The organism is Puia sp. P3 (assembly GCF_050632245.1).
Taxonomy (GTDB): domain Bacteria; phylum Bacteroidota; class Bacteroidia; order Chitinophagales; family Chitinophagaceae; genus Puia.
In genome coordinates this window covers 3,276,988-3,291,852 of sequence record NZ_CP192583.1, presented here as the reverse complement: position 1 = coordinate 3,291,852, position 14,865 = coordinate 3,276,988, and the positions used below count along the sequence as shown (strand labels likewise).

Here is a 14,865-nt window from a genome sequence, read left to right as displayed (position 1 = left end):
CCGGTCGCCGTAGCACTTGGCGGCGACCCGGCCTATGCCTACAGCGCCACCGGCGCCGCTGCCGGAGAACGTCGACGAATATATGCTGGCGGGATTTCTGCGCAAAAAGAAGGTGGAGCTTGTCCGGTGTATCACGCAGCCCGAGATCGAGGTGCCGGCGGACGCGGATTTTGTCATCGAAGGATATGTCGATCCTACCGAAGAGCTCATCTGGGAGGGGCCGTTTGGCGATCATACGGGCTATTACTCGCTGCCCGACTGGTATCCGCGGTTCCATATCACGGCCATCACCCACCGAAAACAAGCCGTCTATCCCGCTACTATCGTCGGTATACCTCCTCAGGAGGACGCCTGGCTCGGAAAGGCCACGGAACGTATCTTTCTGGCGCCGATCAAGATGACCCGGTGCCGGAGATCGTCGACATGGACATGCCGGTTGAAGGCGTTTTTCACAACCTCGTGATCACCCAGATACACAAGGAATACGCCGGGCAGGGTCAGAAGGTGATGAATGCGATGTGGGGCGCCGGTCAGATGATGTTCAACAAGATACTCGTCCTCGCCGATGAAAAGGCGTCGATCAGGGATTACCGGCAGCTGGCGCAGTACGTTTTTAAAAATCTAAATCCCGCCACCGACGTCTATTTCTCGCAGGGACCCATGGACGTGCTGGACCACAGCTGCAGCAAGCTGGGTTTTGGCGGGAAGATGTGTATAGACAGGACGGCAAAGGCCGAAGAAGAGATCGATGCCGACCAGTACCAGCTGAGGGCAGGCGCATACAGCGCGTTGACCGAGGCGGTCCTGACCAGCGGCTTCCCGGAGATCGCCGGCGCGAACCTGAGTCTGCTGAAGCAGGACATTCCCTGCATAGTGCTTGCCGTCAAAAAGCAGCGGCCTGGGCATATCCGGGATCTGCACGGGCAACTGGTGAAACTGCCCGCTATGGAGGGGGTCAAGATGATCCTCTATGTCGAACATACCGTGGATGTCCGCGACCTGGCTATAGCGTTGTGGCGATTCTGCAATAACCTGGACCCCCGCCGCGACCATTTTCTGACTACAACGGCTTCGGGTATCGAACAAGGAAAGGTTTTCGCTTGTTTGGGTCTGGACGGCACGCGTAAAACGAAGGAGCTGGATAATTTTCAGCGGGACTGGCCCAATATCATCGTGGCGGATGACGCTACGATCCGGGCGGTGGATGAGAAATGGAAGGACCTGGGACTCGGCGCCTTTCTTCCTTCACCGTCACTGAAATTCAAGGACCAACTATACGGCGAGGAGGCCGTGGTATCATGAGACGAAAGCATATAGCCTGGATAACGGGGCTGCTGACGGCTGCAATCGGAATTGGCTGTCACGCCCAGAAACAAACCCAGACCACCGCACAGTCGCCCGCCGCCCATACGTTGCTGTGGCGGATCTCGGGCAAGGGAATCACTAAGCCGTCTTATCTGTACGGGACCATGCACGTCCTCTGTGCCGACGACGTCGCGCTGAGCGACAGCCTCAAGGCGGTGATCGCGCACTGTGACGAGCTTTATTTCGAGATCAACCTGAGTGATATGGCCGGTATGCTCAGCTCGATGAAGTATATGCGGATGAACGACAGCAAGCGTTTGTCGGATCTGCTGAAACCGGACGAGTATGCGAAGGTCAAGGACTACTTTGCGAAACATGCGTCGATGCTGCCGTTTGGCATGCTCGAGAGGTTCAAGCCCATGCTGATCAGCGGCCTCATCGAACAGCAGGGCATGGAGTGCCAGACGGCGGACGGCATGGAGCTGATGATCATGAAGGAGGGCCGGCCTTATCGTAAACCTGTCAGGGGCCTGGAGACGGCGGAGTTTCAGGCGGGGCTGTTCGACAGCATTCCCTACGAACTGCAGGCGAAAGAGCTGGTCAGCTATATCGACAGCATGGACATTAATAGCAAGATGATGCGCGAGCTGGTGGAGCTGTACAAGCGTCAGGACCTCGAGGGGATCGACAGGCTGAGTCAGAAGGACGACAACGGTATCAGCGGGTATATGGACATGCTGCTGTACAACCGCAATCGCAAATGGGCTACAGCGCTGGATAGTCTGTTGACAAAAATCGTTGCTGGTGGCGGTGGGGGCGGCGCATCTGCCCGGTGTCAACGGCGTAATCGAGTTGTTAAGAAAAGGAGGGCTATACGGTTGAACCTGTAAAAATGAGGCTCCAAACGGATCGCAATCCATTTGAAGCCTTAACAAAATATAGTGACACCTAGTACTGCTCGAGGGCCGCTGAAGAAGAAATCTCCTTCAATTTTTGCATTCTCGTCGCTGTCGCTGCCGTGGATAGCGTTCTCTCCGACGGAGGCGGCGTAGAGTTTGCGGATGGTTCCCGCGTCCGCCTTGGCGGGATCAGTCGCACCGATGAGCTTGCGAAAATCGGCTACGGCATTGTCCTTTTCCAGAATGGCGGCGATGATGGGACCGCTGCTCATGAAATCGACCAGTTCGCCGTAGAAGCCTCTTTCCTCTGTGAACGGCATAGAACTCGCCGGCCCTTTCTTTTGGAGAGACGGGTAAGCTTCAGGGCTACGACGCGAAAGCCGCTGCTGATGATCTTGTCGATGATGGCGCCGGAATGGCCTTTGGAGAAAGCGTCCGGTTTGATCATGGTAAATGTGCGATTGCTCATAATTTCCTTTCTTTTTGGCTCGCAAATGTAGGATTTTCTTGGGATTTGGAATTAATTCCGCACCTTTGCAAGCATTTTCAATGTTACAAATAGAAGAAATATATCCATTACTGAGCCAGCCCCGCCGGGTGGTCATCGTCATGCACCAGAAACCCGATGCGGATGCCATGGGGTCTTCCCTCGGGACTGTTCCATTTTCTCCGGCAGCTGGGGCATCAGCCTACGGTCATTTCGCCGACCAACTGGGCGGAATGGCTGAGATGGATGCCGGGCTGTGACGACGTCATCGACTACGAGTTCAATACGGAGAAGGCGATATCGGTGCTCGAGAAGGCCGAGTGGGTGTTTTGCCTGGATTTCAACACGATGAGCCGTACCCGCCATATGGCGGCGCGACTGCGCAAGCTGCCGGTGACGAGGATCCTGATCGACCACCACCAGCAGCCCGAAGCTGGAATGTTTTGCTTATGGCGTGAGCAATACCGCCAAAAGCTCGACCAGCGAAATGGTCTTTGACTTTATCGTCGGTTCGGGTCATGCGGACAAGATCAACCGGGACATTTCGGCCTGCCTTTATGCGGGAGTGATGACCGACACGGGTTCATTCCGATTTCCCGGCGCTTCGGCGGACGTACACCGTATGGTTGCCGTGCTGAAAGATACCGGTATCAATCATACCCAGATACACGAAAACCTATTTGATAATTTCCTCGAGAACCGTTTGCGCTTTACCGGCTATGTTCTGCAGAACCGGATGGAAATATTTTATGAGTACAATGCGGCACTGATCGCTATTCCCTGGAAGGACCTGGTCCGGTACGAGATCAAGACGGGAGACACGGAAGGTCTGGTCAACTATCCCCTGAGTATACAGGGTATCAGGATGGCGGCCCTGATCATCGACCGGGACGAGGAGGTCAAGTGTTCTTTCCGCAGCAAGGGCGATTTCGACGTCAATGTCTTTGCCCGTACTTACTTCGAGGGAGGCGGTCACGTCAATGCCGCCGGCGGGCGCAGCACCGACACCCTGGACCAGACAGTACAACGCTTCATACAAGCGCTTAAAGAGAATTCTTCACAATTACAATAAGTCAAAAGAATGAAAACGATCGCATCTTATTTACTGGGTGGTCTGGTGTTGCTGTCAGCGGCATCCTGTAATCACTCAGAGTTTAAGAAGACCAAAAGCGGACTGCTCTATAAGATAGTTTCCGATGGAAAGGGAGAAACTGCGAAGCCGAAACAGTTCCTGAAAGCCAGTGTAACGGAGAAGGTTCGGGATTCCAGCCTGTTCTCCACGGATGGCAAGATGCCGATGTATATTCCTGTAGATTCGGCCAGACCGATATACAGCCCGACCGAGATCTTCACCATGCTGCGCAAAGGGGATAGTGCTGTGGTCGTACAGCTGGCCGATACGCTGTCGCGCAAGATGCAGGGTCAGCTGCCGCCGTGGCTGAAGAAGAAAGACAAGATCATGGTAACCTTCAAGGTGCTGGATATCTTTGCTTCCGAAGAAGCGCTCAATAACGACCGCAACCAGGAAATGGGCAAACAAAAGGATCGCGAGGTCAAAGAAGCTGGAGAACTATCTGACGAAGAACAATATCCACGCTCAGAAGCAAACCCAGGGTACTTATGTTGTCGTTGCCTCCGAAGGCAGCGGTGCAAAGGCAGATTCCGGCAAGCAGGTGTCTGTGCGTTATACGGGCAGGCTGATCCCTTCCGGCAAGGTATTCCAGTCGAATATGGACGATACCGCTGCGGGATCGGTTTATAAGTTCGTGATCGGGACGCACACCAGCATTCCCGGATTTGACGAAGGTCTGCGCAGCTTTAAAAAAGGCGGCACCGGCACTTTGTATCTGCCTGCCTTCCTCGCTTATGACGCGCAGCGCGGACCTGGCGGCGATCAGTTCGAGAACCTGATCTTCGAAGTGAAAGTAGTGGACGTTACCGACGCTCCGCCGCCTTCTCCGATGCAGATGCCGACGGCTCCGAAGGGTGGGCAGCAGCAGCCTGCTCAGGCTCAGCCGCAGAAGAAGTAGTTAAGCCAAAAGATATGTAGAGGCCCCGGTTACTGACCGGGGCTTTGTTTGTTATAGGCATCGATGAGGGTGATGGCTTCTTTCGCCTCGCGCACGTCGTGAACCCTCAGGAAACTGGCCCCGTTGAGCAGGGCGATCGTATTCATGACGGTAGTCCCGTTGAGGGCTTCTTCGGGGGTGATGCCGAGGGTTTTGTAGATGGTGGATTTGCGCGATAGGCCGACGAGTAAAGGACGGCCTGTTACAGCAAGGAGACGGAGGTTTCGCAGGAGCGTGAAATTGTGCGCCGAATTCTTGGCAAATCCAAAGCCGGGGTCGAGGATCAGGTCGTGGATGCCCGCCTGCCGGCAGTCTTCGATGCGGCGGATAAAAAGTCGAGGACTTCCTTTGTCACGTCTTCGTATAGGGCCTCCCTGTTCATGGTTGCGGGGGTACCTTTCATGTGCATACAGACATAGGGGATTTTCAGAGCGCCCACTGTACCGAGCATGTCCGGGTCGAGCCGGCCGCCGCTGATGTCGTTGACCATGGAGGCGCCTGCCGCGACGGCCTCCCGGGCGACGCGGGCATACCGGTATCCACCGACAGCAGGAGTCCGGGCCAGCGTTGATGAATAAGGCCGATGGCGTCCACCACCCGTCTCATTTCTTCTTCTTCTCCGATGTCCGCGGCACCCGGGCGGGTGCTCTGTCCGCCGATATCCAGCCAGTCGACGCCTTGTTCCACCATTTTAGCAACCTCCTGCAGAAGCGGACCGCTTTTGGTGAACCGGCTGCCGCTGTAGAAAGAGTCGGTGGTGCTGTTGATGATGCCCATGACCTGGGGACGGTCGATCGTCAACAATTTACCTCTGGCATTCAGAGTAAACGTAGTTATCATTACATTTGTCCTTTAACTTTTCATTGTAAAGATAATGGAGAAAACGCCGGTCATGACGAATACCAATCAGCAATATGACGAAGCAGTTCGGGGGTGCAGGGAGATCTTTATCAAGAAAACCCGGGACTATGGCACTTCCTGGCGGGTATTGCGGACCATCTCAATTGCGGACCAGCTGTATATAAAGGCCAAACGGATCCGGACCCTTCAGCAGACGACGGAGCAGAAAGTTGGGGAGGACAAGGCCGGCGAGTTCAGGGCGATGGTCAACTACGGCATTATCGGACTGATTCAGTTGTCGCTTGGGCCCTCGGCGCCGGAAGATCTGGACGCGGCTGAGGCCGGTAACCTCTATGACGCGAAAATGGCGGAGACCAGGGCGACGATGCTGGAGAAGAACCACGACTACGGGGAGGCCTGGCGGGAGATGAGCCAGGAAAGTTTTGTCGACCTGATCCTGATGAAGATCCTTCGGATCAGGCAGATCGTGGCCAATGACGGGAAGACGCTGATCAGTGAGGGGATCGACTCCAATTATATCGATATCATCAACTATTCGCTTTTTGCGCTTATCCTGGTTGCGGAGGGTAAGCATACTGCGTGACTGGACGAAGTCCAGTCCGTACTCGAAGTGTACAGAAATTAATGGTATTGGGGCAAAAAATTATTTTTTTTGTTTATTTTTTGCCCCAATGCAAAAACCATTGTCTTCATGAAAATACTTGTTTCGGTTTGCCGTTTCCTGGTCGGGGTGTTGTTCATCTTTTCGGGGCTTGTGAAAGCCAATGACCCGCTGGGGTTGAGCTATAAGATGCAGGAGTTCTTCGAGGTCTGGAACTTTCACTGGCTGGACCATTTCACGCTGGCCTTTTCGATCCTGATGATCGTATTCGAGATCGTCGCCGGGGTGGCGATCCTGCTGGGCTGGCGTATGCGGCTGTTCAGTTGGCTGCTGCTGGTGCTCATTATCTTTTTCACGTTTCTTACCGGCTATGCCTACCTGTCCGGAAAGGTCAGGGAATGCGGTTGTTTCGGAGACTGTATCCCACTGACGGCGGGCCAGTCGTTTATGAAGGACCTTGTATTGCTGGTATTGATCGTGTTTCTTTTTATGGTGCGGGACAGCATTCGCCCGATACTGCCAAAGACGGGCAGCGTGGCGGTGCTGGTGCTGGCGACCGTCGTCTCATTCGCTTTTCAGTGGTATGTGCTGATCCATCTGCCGACGGTCGACTGTCTGCCATACAGGGCCGGCAATAATATCCTTGAAAAAATGAAGACCCCTCCGGGAGCCATTCCCGACAGTACGGTCATCACGATGGTATATGAAAAGAACGGGAAGAAGGTAGAATTCGGCGCGAGCCAGTTCCCGGCGGACTTCGACGACTCTTACCATTTCGTGAGCCGCTATGACAAGTTGGTGCGGAAAGGCAATGCCGAGCCGGCGATAAAAGATTTTAATCTGATCACGGGTGCGGGGACGGATACCACGCAGGCGGTGCTGGAGGCAAAAGGGTTCAAGCTGTTCCTGTTCGAAAAGGAAGTGCTGGACGAGCATCCCGACTGGAACAAGGCCTTCAGCGTGGTGATGACCATGGCGCGGTTGAAGCATATCCCGGTGTTCTTTGTGACGGGGGAATACGATCGTCTGAGTGCGTGGGTGGAACAGCAGGGCATTGCGGCGTATGTCACCTTACTGAAATGCGATGCGACGGCCATCAAGACGGCGGCGAGGGCTAATCCAACGCTGTTCCTGGTCAAGGGGGCGACGATCCTGAACAAGTGGAGCTATGCGGACTTCGACAGGGCGCTTCCCGCGGTCAACGAACTACCGGAACAACAATGATGATCCGCTATTTCATACGGAAACTTTTTTATGGCATGCTGGTCCTGCTGGGCGTGGTGGTGACCGTCTTTTTTCTGTTCCAGGGTTTGGCGATCCGTCCCGGCTGGTGATGGGGCAGCGGGCCGACGCGGCAACGCAGGAGAATATCCGAAAAGAGCTGAACCTCGACCAGCCGCGCTGGCGGCAGTTCGTCCTATACCTCAACGACGTCTCTCCGATCGCCATCCACACCAGGGAAGAGATCAGGCAAAAAGGGCTGAAAGGTATATTTATCGGCGGCGGCAATACGAAGCTGGCGATCAAGTGGCCCTATCTTCGCCGATCGTATCAGACCAAAAGAGAGGTCTGGGATATCCTGATGGAAGCGCTTCCCCGGACGATCCTGCTGGCGCTGGCGGCTATGTTCGTGGCGACGGTCCTGGGCATCGTGCTGGGCGTGGTGGCGGCGGTGAAAAAGATACCTGGATGGATACGTCGGCCATTTTTGTGAGCGTCCTTGGTATTTCCGCGCCTTCCTTTTTTATGGGGATCGTGATCGCCTATCTGTTCGGCTTTGTGCTGAGTTCCTGGACGGGGCTGCATATGACGGGGAACCTGTTCGATACCGACCCTTTTTCCGGCAGGCATATGGAACTGCAAAATCTGATATTGCCGGCGGTGACCCTTGGTATCCGGCCGCTGGCGATCATCGCCCGAGCTGACGCGCGGGGCGCTGCTGGACGTACTGGACCAGGACTATATCCGGACGGCTTATGCGAAAGGGCTGTCTCCGCGAAGGGTGGTTTGGAAACACGCGCTGCGTAATGCACTGAACCCGGTGATCACGGCGATCACAGGATGGTTTGCCGAGCTGTTGGCCGGCGCATTTTTTGTCGAAAAGATCTTCTACTGGAAAGGCATCGGGAAAGTGACGGTCGACGCTCTCGAAGAGCTGGACTTCCCCGTGGTAATGGGATCGGTGCTTATATCTTCATTTTTCTTTATCGTGATCGGGCTGCTGGCCGATCTTTTGTACGGTCTTGTGGACCCCAGAGTGAGAATTTCTGCCTGAATTTATCGGATGACGACTTCCTTGATGGCCTTTTCGCCGAGGGCTTCGTTCACGCGCTGAACAATCTTGTCCTTTTGATAGAGCAGTTCCTGGCGGAGGGGGCGATGGTGGTATTGACATAGAGTGTCTGACCATGGATCTGGATCTTGTCGGTATACCGGGCGACGGTCTTCCCCATGATCTGTTCCCAGACCTCTTCGATCTGCAGGGCCTGGATCGATCCTTTCAGATGACTCTGGTTGAGAAATTTTCGTAACGCGTCTCCTAAAGAATATTCGCCCATGAGTGCAAGGTAGGCAATTTGCCGCACTATTTTAGTGCGGGTGAAGTGGGCCGATGGTCAGAGGCTGATGATCTGGCAGTCAACGCCGAGCTGGTCCATTTCGCGGCGGATGCGGTCGGCGTGGGTGTCGGTGATGAAGATCTGTCCCCTGGTCCCTGAGGCAGACCTGGTCCAGGAGGTTGTGCATTCGTTCGGCGTCCATCTTCTCGAAGACGTCGTCCAGCAGGAGGATGGGAGGGAAGCCTTTGTCCTGTCGGAGGGTTTCGTATTCGGCCAGTTTGAGGGCGAAGAGCAGACTTTTTCGCTGTCCCTGGGACGCGATCGATTTAAAGGGGAGGTCTGAATACCGGATGTCGATATCGTCCTTGTGGATCCCCGCGCCGGTGCGCTGGAGGTAGAGGTCTTTTTCGCGACCCTGGTGGAGGAGGTCCGCAAATGATGAATTGAGCAGCTGGCTTTCATAGGTGAGTGCTACGGGCTCGTCGGTGCCGGCGATGGTCTTGTAATATTGGGCTGCCAGGGGAAGCAGGTCCTGGAGGAAGCTGCGCCGGCGTTCGAAGAGCCAGTTGCCCGGGCGGACGAGCTGGCTGTTGTAGACTTCCAGCAGGTGCCTGTCGGTGAGTCTTTTTTCTGCCTGCGATTTGAGGAAACTGTTGCGCTGCTGCAGGACGCGGTTGTATTCGATAAGGTTCTGGAGGTAGTCCGGGTCCAGCTGCGAAAGGAGGGCGTCGAGGAAGCGGCGGCGTTCTTCGCTGCCGCCTGTAATGATCTGTACGTCGTCGGGTGCGATGATCACACAGGGGAAACGGCCGATATGGTGGGAGAATTTCTCGTAGGGTTCGCCTGCCGAGATGAACTCTTTCCTGCCCGTCTCGCGGAGGATGCAGACGACATCGGTCAGCTGTCCCTGTTTTTCGAAATGTCCTTCTATCCGGAACCCGGCGGCTCCTTTCCGGACGTTCTGCTGGTCGCTGCGGGTAAAATAGCTTTTGGTAAAGCAGAGATAGTAGATGGCATCCAGCAGATTGGTCTTGCCGACTCCGTTGTTGCCGCAGAAGCCCACGATGCGCTGGTCAAAGCGGAAGGAGGCCTGGCCGTAGTTCTTGAACTGTACGAGTGATATGTCTTTCAGTGCGAACAAAACAGCCTGCAAGATAGCTCCGAATCAGGTATTTGAGCGTTTCCGGCGGGAATGTTTTGTGGGCGCCGCGAACTCATATCCCAGCTTGACCGAGAGCATGTTGTCGACCTTGCTGACGCCCGAGCGGCCCAAAAATCCTTTCCATGGACGGATCTCTCCGCTGAGCATCAGGTGGTCGAACAGTTCGCATCCGGCCTTGAAGGAAGCCGTGATCGCGGTGAAGTTGGGTTTCATGTAGAACCCGTGTCCTATTACCTCTCCCGCCGAATAAGAAGCAAAGGATGGACCCGCTCCGGCAAATACGCGCAGGTGCCCGAATGTCCGGCTGTAGGTCAGGTATACGGGTATTCCTACATAGACAAGAGACACGGACTGGGTCCCGATCGGCATAGGAGTGTTCGGGTCGGGCACGTATATATAGTACTGGACGGAGGTATTCCCACCGGCAAAATCGAAGGAAAAATCCAGCGACAGGCGGTGGTTACGGGGAAACGGGTACCGGAAGAAAATGCTGCCGCCCCAGGCGGATCCGGTGCCGATATTGCCGAAGGCAGGGGCCTTTATGTGTTCGTAGTCGACGGCGAGGCCCGGTCTTAATTGCGAGCGGCCGGAGAGGGAGAGCGTGAGCGCCATTGCGGCGAGGACAAGGGGTTTTAGCATAGTCACTTGTTTGAGTAAGTTTTCGAAGAATGGTTTGCCGGCCGCTGCGACCCGAATGCATAACCGAGTTTGACGGACAGCTGATTGGCAATTTTATAGCGTTCGGGCTGGTATGCGGTGGTCTTGCTCACCACGGCACTGGCCGGGCGAAACTCTCCGCTGAATACGATATGGCTGAACAGTTCGAAGCCCGCCTTAAAGGACAGACTGATCGTATTGCAGGTGGGGCCCATTTGCCATCCATGGAAATCCGCTTCGTCCATCGACAAGTGGGTAAACGCAAATCCTCCGCCTGCAAACAGGCGCATTTGCCGGTACGAATGGCTGTAGACAAGGTGTACGGGTATTGCCGAATAGAAAAAGGGTCGTTTTAAGGAGGTCAGATGTGAGACGGAACCGGGTGAGGGATTATAAGGATAGTATTGGTAGGTAGTGTGTCCCCCGGCCAGATCAAGGGACAAGTCAAGTCCGAGGTTGTGTGCGAAGGGGGCGTGGATAAAAACGCTGCCGCCCATTCCCGATCCAGGTCCAAGATTTCCCAGCGCGGGGGACTGGATATGTTCGTAGTCGAGGGCCAGACCGGTTCGTGCCTGAGCCTGGGTCAAAAGGGATAGCATAAGCGCTGCAGCGCAGAGGATAAGGGTTTTCGGCATGGGGTAAAATAGTTATAATTACTGGAAAATGTAATATCTTTTCAAAAACTTACTGCCATGAGAAAACCGTATGATTGGATTTCCCTGAAGAACGCTGCATTCCTGGCCCTCATTTTGTCGCCGGTACTGGTGCGCGCGCAGGTGGATGCCGCGATGACCGCCAAAATACGTGAGGAGGGGCTCAACCATTCCCAGATACCGCATATTGCGCACGAGCTGACGGACGTCAGCGGCCCCCGGCTGACTAATTCGCCAGGGTATCACCAGGCCGCCGCCTGGATCGTGAAGACGTTAAAGGAATGGGGGCTGACACAGGCGCAGGCGGAGCCGTGGGGAGAGTTCGGTTATGGATGGTCGGCAGAGAAAACCTATCTGGCGATGCGCACTCCTTACTACAGTCCCATGATCGCCTATGCTGCTCCGTGGAGCGGCAGTACCAACGGGCCGGTCAGTGCCGCGGCCTATCTGGTGGAAAAGCTGGACTCGGGGTGGATCGCGGCGCATGCGGCGGAGATGAAGGGGCGGATCCTCGTAGTGCGGTCCGGGGATAGTGTGCTGGAATCAGATGATAAGGCGGATGCGACGCGCTATTCGGATAGTGCGCTGGCGAATATTCAGGATACCTATATGATGACGTCGGCTCAGCTGAAAGGTTTTTTGCCGATCATCCTACAGCGGTTTCGGTTGAAAAGCATGCTTGCCTCCTCCGGGGCTGCGGCTCTTCTTCAGATGAGCGGGCACAGGGACGGCACCGTGCTGGTGCAGAGTTTAATTGGCTACCGCAAGCAGGATCAGCCGGCTGTGCCCGAGCTGGTGGTGGCAAAGGAAGATTATCTGCGCGTGGTGCGGCTGCTGGAAGAGGGGAGGACCGTGCAGCTCGAGCTGCAGAGCGACACCCGGCTGAAGACGGACGATCTACGGGGGCATAATGTCGTCGGGGAGATCCTGGGAACCGACCCGACGCTCAAGTCGGAACTCGTCATGCTGGGCGGTCATCTGGACTCCTGGTCGGCGGGTACGGGGGCCACGGACAATGGCGCCGGATGCATCGTGGCGCTGGAAGCCGTCCGGATATTGAAAAGCCTCGGAGTACAGCCTAAAAGGACGATCAGGATCGCGCTGTGGGACGGGGAAGAGCAGGGGTTGCTGGGTTCGTTCCACTATGTCCGGAACCATTTTGGCGATCCGGCGGATATGAAGTTCAAGCCCGAGCAGGAGAAGGTGTCGGCGTATTACAATCTCGACAATGGGTCGGGTAAGATCAGGGGGATCTTTGTACAGGGTAATGAGAAGGTCGTGCCGATATTCAAAGAGTGGTTTCAGCCTTTTGCCGACCTGGGAGCGTCAACAATAACGATGCATAATACGGGTTCGACGGACCATCTGTCCTTCGATGCGGTGGGCATACCTGGTTTTCAGTTCATCCAGGACCCGCTGGACTATGAGACGCGGACGCACCATACCAATGAGGACAACTACGATCATCTGCATATGGACGATCTGAAGCAGGCGGCGACGATACTGGCGTCGTTCGTTTATAATACGGCGATGCGGGCGGAGAAAATGCCCCGGAAGCCCCTGCCGAAGCCGGAGAAGTTCATTTTTGACGATTTTTTGCCCTAGAGGGGCATGGTGGGGTGGTTCACGCGGATGTGTACCGATGGCTCACGCAGGTAAGACCCGGGGATCGACGGTTCACGCTGGTTAGGCCCGCGGGGTCGAAGGGAAAGGCCGGGGAGAAGTGAGGGACGCCGCTTCGGCGACGGTCGGGCGTGGGGGCGCAGCTTCGCCGAAGTTCTGCTGATTTAGAATGGGATAAATGCATTTTCCCCCGTATATTTGCTCCCGCTCACTGAACCTTATGGTTCGGTAAGGGTTTGGACGTCAGCAAATGAACTTCAAATATTCTATATAGTGGCTACCAAGTTTTCAAAAGAGACCTACCTGTACTGGTACGAATTAATGCAGCTCATCCGCCAGTTCGAGCTGATGGCTGAAGAAAAATATAAGATGGAAGGGAAGATCCGTGGCTTTTTCCATGCCTATGTCGGGCAGGAGGCCATTGCTGCCGGTTGTATGACGGCTACGCAGCAGGACGATCCTTTCATCACGGCTTACCGCGACCATGGTCTGGCCCCGGCCAAGGGTATCAGCGCCAACGCCTGTATGGCGGAGTTGTACGGAAAGGCTACGGGTGCGGCGAAAGGAAAGGGTGGAAGTATGCACTTCTTCGGGGTAGCGGAGAAATTCTTTGGCGGACACGGTATCGTCGGCGCGCAGATCGGCACGGGTGCGGGTCTTGCTTTTGCTGAAAAATACAAGGGTACGGACAATACGGTGCTGACCTTCTTCGGGGACGGCGCCGCCCGTCAGGGTATCCTGCACGAGACCTTCAATCTGGCGATGCTGTGGAAACTGCCGGTGGTCTTTATTTGCGAGAACAACAACTACGCGATGGGTACTTCGGTAGAACGTACCTCGAATGTACACGATATCTACAAGCTTGCTGATGCTTATGAGATGCCGGCCGATTCCATCGATGGCATGAGCCCGGAAGCCGTTCACGAAGCGGTGGCAAGGGCCGTGAAAAGGGCGCGTCAGGGAGATGGTCCGACCCTGCTCGAGATCAAGACCTACCGCTATAAAGGTCACTCCATCTCCGACCCTCAGAAATATCGTACCAAGGAAGAGGTGGAAGAGTACAAGGCAAAGGATCCCATACAAATGGTACTGCAGACCATCCTCACCAAGAAATACGCCACGCAGGAAGAGATCGACGCGATCAACAAGCGCGTGAACGACACCGTGACAGAGTGCGTGAAGTTTGCCGAAGAGTCTCCGTGGCCGGATGATTCAGAGGTGCTGAAGGACATTTATATGGACCAGAACTATCCGTTCATTGTCGACTAGAACGAACGATTGCGAGTTAATACAAACAAAATAAGAAATGCCAGAGATTAAGAACCCTGCACATTTAGAAGAAGAAAAGAATCCGGTGGCCGAATTACAGGGCGCGCCTGGGAAAAATATGGAAAACAGGTCACCTATGCGCTAATAGGGATCATCGTGGTGGTAGGCGGCTTTTTTGCTTATCGCAGCCTGATCAGCGAACCGAAAGAGAAACAGGCTTCCGAGGCGATGTTTCGCGCGGAAGAATACTATCGTATGGACTCGGCCGGGCTGGCGCTCAACGGCGACCAGGTGAACGCGGGTTTCCTGAAGATCATTTCCCGTTATGGCGGCACGAAGGCCGGCAAGCTGGCTAATTTCTATGCCGGAGACTGCTATCTCCGTCTGGGTGATTTCAACAATGCCGTTAAATACCTTAAGGATTTCTCCACGCCGGTGAAGCAGCTGCAGGAGCGTACCTATGGCCTGCTCGGGGATGCTTATTCCGAGCTGAACAAGAAAGAGGAAGCCGTTGAACAGTATAAGAAAGCCGGCACTTATTTCGAGAAGGACGAACTGTTTTCGCCCGAATATCTTTTCCGCGCCGGCTATCTCTACGAGAGCATGGGCAAGACCCAGGACGCGATAGCCATGTACAAGGTTATCAAGGACAAGTATCCCAATACGCAGAGAGGGGCAGAGATCGACAAATACCTGGCCAGGCTGGGTGTCACCCAATAAA

The 14,865-nt window shown here is 55.0% G+C and carries 22 protein-coding genes and 1 pseudogene; 15 read left to right on the top strand and 8 right to left on the bottom strand.

From position 1 onward, the window contains the following. Positions 1–34 precede the first annotated feature (34 nt). Genes ACQ86N_RS20055 through ACQ86N_RS20045 form a run of 3 tightly spaced genes read left to right on the top strand, consistent with a single transcriptional unit; the run spans position 35 to position 2,195 of the window. Positions 35–463 (top strand): UbiD family decarboxylase domain-containing protein, encoded by a 429-nt coding sequence (locus tag ACQ86N_RS20055; protein ID WP_431217509.1) that lies wholly within the window; start codon positions 35–37, stop codon positions 461–463. After that, positions 424–1,302, top strand: coding sequence for a hypothetical protein (locus tag ACQ86N_RS20050; RefSeq protein ID WP_431217508.1), 879 nt, complete (start codon positions 424–426; stop codon positions 1,300–1,302). Before ACQ86N_RS20055 ends, ACQ86N_RS20050 begins: the two co-directional genes overlap by 40 nt. After that, positions 1,299–2,195 (top strand): TraB/GumN family protein, encoded by an 897-nt coding sequence (locus ACQ86N_RS20045; RefSeq protein ID WP_431216668.1) that lies wholly within the window; start codon positions 1,299–1,301, stop codon positions 2,193–2,195. Before ACQ86N_RS20050 ends, ACQ86N_RS20045 begins: the two co-directional genes overlap by 4 nt. Before the next feature lie 38 nt (positions 2,196–2,233). Here ACQ86N_RS20045 and ACQ86N_RS20040 read toward each other — a convergent pair whose 3' ends face one another. Further along, entirely contained in the window at positions 2,234–2,524 is a 291-nt protein-coding gene (locus ACQ86N_RS20040; RefSeq protein WP_431216667.1) for a nucleoside-diphosphate kinase, read from the bottom strand. Continuing rightward, positions 2,473–2,673, bottom strand: a complete 201-nt coding sequence (locus ACQ86N_RS20035; protein WP_431216666.1) for a nucleoside-diphosphate kinase — start codon at positions 2,671–2,673, stop codon at positions 2,473–2,475. Before ACQ86N_RS20035 ends, ACQ86N_RS20040 begins: the two co-directional genes overlap by 52 nt. A 162-nt stretch (positions 2,674–2,835) precedes the next feature. On the opposite strand from ACQ86N_RS20035, the gene ACQ86N_RS20030 reads away from it, so the two are divergent. Genes ACQ86N_RS20030 through ACQ86N_RS20015 form a run of 4 tightly spaced genes read left to right on the top strand, consistent with a single transcriptional unit; the run spans position 2,836 to position 4,721 of the window. Beyond that, the gene (locus tag ACQ86N_RS20030) at positions 2,836–3,189 is read left to right on the top strand and encodes a DHH family phosphoesterase (RefSeq protein WP_431216665.1); all 354 of its coding nucleotides are present in this window, start codon (positions 2,836–2,838) and stop codon (positions 3,187–3,189) included. Then, positions 3,146–3,763, top strand: a complete 618-nt coding sequence (locus tag ACQ86N_RS20025) for a DHH family phosphoesterase (RefSeq protein ID WP_431216664.1) — start codon at positions 3,146–3,148, stop codon at positions 3,761–3,763. Before ACQ86N_RS20030 ends, ACQ86N_RS20025 begins: the two co-directional genes overlap by 44 nt. A 9-nt stretch (positions 3,764–3,772) precedes the next feature. After that, complete coding sequence (locus tag ACQ86N_RS20020) at positions 3,773–4,453, top strand: hypothetical protein (protein WP_431216663.1); 681 nt, start codon at positions 3,773–3,775, stop codon at positions 4,451–4,453. Then, the gene (locus tag ACQ86N_RS20015; protein ID WP_431216662.1) at positions 4,365–4,721 is read left to right on the top strand and encodes an FKBP-type peptidyl-prolyl cis-trans isomerase; all 357 of its coding nucleotides are present in this window, start codon (positions 4,365–4,367) and stop codon (positions 4,719–4,721) included. Before ACQ86N_RS20020 ends, ACQ86N_RS20015 begins: the two co-directional genes overlap by 89 nt. Before the next feature lie 158 nt (positions 4,722–4,879). Here the strand turns inward: ACQ86N_RS20015 and ACQ86N_RS20010 are convergent. Continuing rightward, positions 4,880–5,250: pseudogene (locus tag ACQ86N_RS20010) on the bottom strand (dihydropteroate synthase); the annotation flags it as partial. Continuing rightward, positions 5,187–5,600, bottom strand: coding sequence for a dihydropteroate synthase (locus ACQ86N_RS20005; protein WP_431216661.1), 414 nt, complete (start codon positions 5,598–5,600; stop codon positions 5,187–5,189). The pseudogene ACQ86N_RS20010 and the gene ACQ86N_RS20005, both read right to left, overlap by 64 nt. 34 nt (positions 5,601–5,634) lie before the next feature. On the opposite strand from ACQ86N_RS20005, the gene ACQ86N_RS20000 reads away from it, so the two are divergent. The 5 genes from ACQ86N_RS20000 to ACQ86N_RS19980 all read left to right on the top strand — a co-directional run bounded on the left by ACQ86N_RS20000 (position 5,635) and on the right by ACQ86N_RS19980 (position 8,497). Then, positions 5,635–6,204 (top strand): DUF1599 domain-containing protein, encoded by a 570-nt coding sequence (locus ACQ86N_RS20000; protein ID WP_431216660.1) that lies wholly within the window; start codon positions 5,635–5,637, stop codon positions 6,202–6,204. Positions 6,205–6,312: 108 nt separating this feature from the next. Next, positions 6,313–7,446, top strand: coding sequence for a BT_3928 family protein (locus ACQ86N_RS19995; protein ID WP_431216659.1), 1,134 nt, complete (start codon positions 6,313–6,315; stop codon positions 7,444–7,446). A gap of 109 nt (positions 7,447–7,555) precedes the next feature. Continuing rightward, positions 7,556–7,936: a hypothetical protein gene (locus ACQ86N_RS19990; protein WP_431217507.1), complete on the top strand. Its 381-nt coding sequence runs from the start codon at positions 7,556–7,558 to the stop codon at positions 7,934–7,936. Next, positions 7,912–8,250, top strand: coding sequence for a hypothetical protein (locus ACQ86N_RS19985; protein WP_431218088.1), 339 nt, complete (start codon positions 7,912–7,914; stop codon positions 8,248–8,250). The genes ACQ86N_RS19990 and ACQ86N_RS19985 overlap by 25 nt, the downstream gene beginning before the upstream one ends. After that, positions 8,144–8,497: an ABC transporter permease gene (locus ACQ86N_RS19980; protein WP_431217506.1), complete on the top strand. Its 354-nt coding sequence runs from the start codon at positions 8,144–8,146 to the stop codon at positions 8,495–8,497. The genes ACQ86N_RS19985 and ACQ86N_RS19980 overlap by 107 nt, the downstream gene beginning before the upstream one ends. A gap of 49 nt (positions 8,498–8,546) precedes the next feature. On the opposite strand, the gene ACQ86N_RS19975 is transcribed toward ACQ86N_RS19980, so the two are convergent. The 4 genes from ACQ86N_RS19975 to ACQ86N_RS19960 form a co-directional block, all read right to left on the bottom strand. Next, entirely contained in the window at positions 8,547–8,780 is a 234-nt protein-coding gene (locus ACQ86N_RS19975; RefSeq protein WP_431216658.1) for a DciA family protein, read from the bottom strand. 79 nt (positions 8,781–8,859) lie between these two features. Then, entirely contained in the window at positions 8,860–9,933 is a 1,074-nt protein-coding gene (recF, locus tag ACQ86N_RS19970; RefSeq protein WP_431216657.1) for a DNA replication/repair protein RecF, read from the bottom strand. 12 nt (positions 9,934–9,945) lie between these two features. Continuing rightward, on the bottom strand, positions 9,946–10,581 hold the full coding sequence (locus ACQ86N_RS19965) for an outer membrane beta-barrel protein (protein ID WP_431216656.1): 636 nt from the start codon (positions 10,579–10,581) through the stop codon (positions 9,946–9,948). Between the two features lie 2 nt (positions 10,582–10,583). After that, positions 10,584–11,234 carry a hypothetical protein gene (locus tag ACQ86N_RS19960; RefSeq protein ID WP_431216655.1) on the bottom strand — a complete coding sequence of 217 codons (651 nt, stop codon included), beginning with the start codon at positions 11,232–11,234 and terminating at the stop codon, positions 10,584–10,586. A gap of 57 nt (positions 11,235–11,291) precedes the next feature. Here ACQ86N_RS19960 and ACQ86N_RS19955 point away from each other — a divergent pair, with 57 nt between their 5' ends. From ACQ86N_RS19955 to ACQ86N_RS19945, 3 genes are all read left to right on the top strand, one after another. Continuing rightward, positions 11,292–12,857 (top strand): M20/M25/M40 family metallo-hydrolase, encoded by a 1,566-nt coding sequence (locus ACQ86N_RS19955; RefSeq protein ID WP_431216654.1) that lies wholly within the window; start codon positions 11,292–11,294, stop codon positions 12,855–12,857. Between the two features lie 291 nt (positions 12,858–13,148). Beyond that, a complete protein-coding gene (gene pdhA / locus ACQ86N_RS19950; RefSeq protein WP_431216653.1) occupies positions 13,149–14,144 on the top strand; it encodes a pyruvate dehydrogenase (acetyl-transferring) E1 component subunit alpha in 996 nt (331 codons plus the stop codon). Between the two features lie 93 nt (positions 14,145–14,237). Then, entirely contained in the window at positions 14,238–14,864 is a 627-nt protein-coding gene (locus tag ACQ86N_RS19945; protein ID WP_431217505.1) for a tetratricopeptide repeat protein, read from the top strand. Position 14,865 lies beyond the last annotated feature (1 nt).

Coding starts and splice junctions, on each gene's coding strand:
- ACQ86N_RS19985 (WP_431218088.1), top strand. CDS start 7,912: ATGGATACGTCGGCCATTTTTGTGAGCGTCCTTGGTATTTCCGCGCCT.
- ACQ86N_RS20005 (WP_431216661.1), bottom strand. CDS start 5,600: ATGATAACTACGTTTACTCTGAATGCCAGAGGTAAATTGTTGACGATC.
- ACQ86N_RS19995 (WP_431216659.1), top strand. CDS start 6,313: ATGAAAATACTTGTTTCGGTTTGCCGTTTCCTGGTCGGGGTGTTGTTC.
- ACQ86N_RS19975 (WP_431216658.1), bottom strand. CDS start 8,780: ATGGGCGAATATTCTTTAGGAGACGCGTTACGAAAATTTCTCAACCAG.
- ACQ86N_RS20035 (WP_431216666.1), bottom strand. CDS start 2,673: ATGAGCAATCGCACATTTACCATGATCAAACCGGACGCTTTCTCCAAA.
- ACQ86N_RS19965 (WP_431216656.1), bottom strand. CDS start 10,581: ATGCTAAAACCCCTTGTCCTCGCCGCAATGGCGCTCACGCTCTCCCTC.
- ACQ86N_RS20020 (WP_431216663.1), top strand. CDS start 3,773: ATGAAAACGATCGCATCTTATTTACTGGGTGGTCTGGTGTTGCTGTCA.
- ACQ86N_RS19990 (WP_431217507.1), top strand. CDS start 7,556: ATGGGGCAGCGGGCCGACGCGGCAACGCAGGAGAATATCCGAAAAGAG.
- ACQ86N_RS20055 (WP_431217509.1), top strand. CDS start 35: ATGCCTACAGCGCCACCGGCGCCGCTGCCGGAGAACGTCGACGAATAT.
- ACQ86N_RS20045 (WP_431216668.1), top strand. CDS start 1,299: ATGAGACGAAAGCATATAGCCTGGATAACGGGGCTGCTGACGGCTGCA.
- ACQ86N_RS19960 (WP_431216655.1), bottom strand. CDS start 11,234: ATGCCGAAAACCCTTATCCTCTGCGCTGCAGCGCTTATGCTATCCCTT.
- ACQ86N_RS20030 (WP_431216665.1), top strand. CDS start 2,836: ATGCCATGGGGTCTTCCCTCGGGACTGTTCCATTTTCTCCGGCAGCTG.
- ACQ86N_RS20000 (WP_431216660.1), top strand. CDS start 5,635: ATGGAGAAAACGCCGGTCATGACGAATACCAATCAGCAATATGACGAA.
- ACQ86N_RS19955 (WP_431216654.1), top strand. CDS start 11,292: ATGAGAAAACCGTATGATTGGATTTCCCTGAAGAACGCTGCATTCCTG.
- ACQ86N_RS20050 (WP_431217508.1), top strand. CDS start 424: ATGGACATGCCGGTTGAAGGCGTTTTTCACAACCTCGTGATCACCCAG.
- ACQ86N_RS20040 (WP_431216667.1), bottom strand. CDS start 2,524: ATGCCGTTCACAGAGGAAAGAGGCTTCTACGGCGAACTGGTCGATTTC.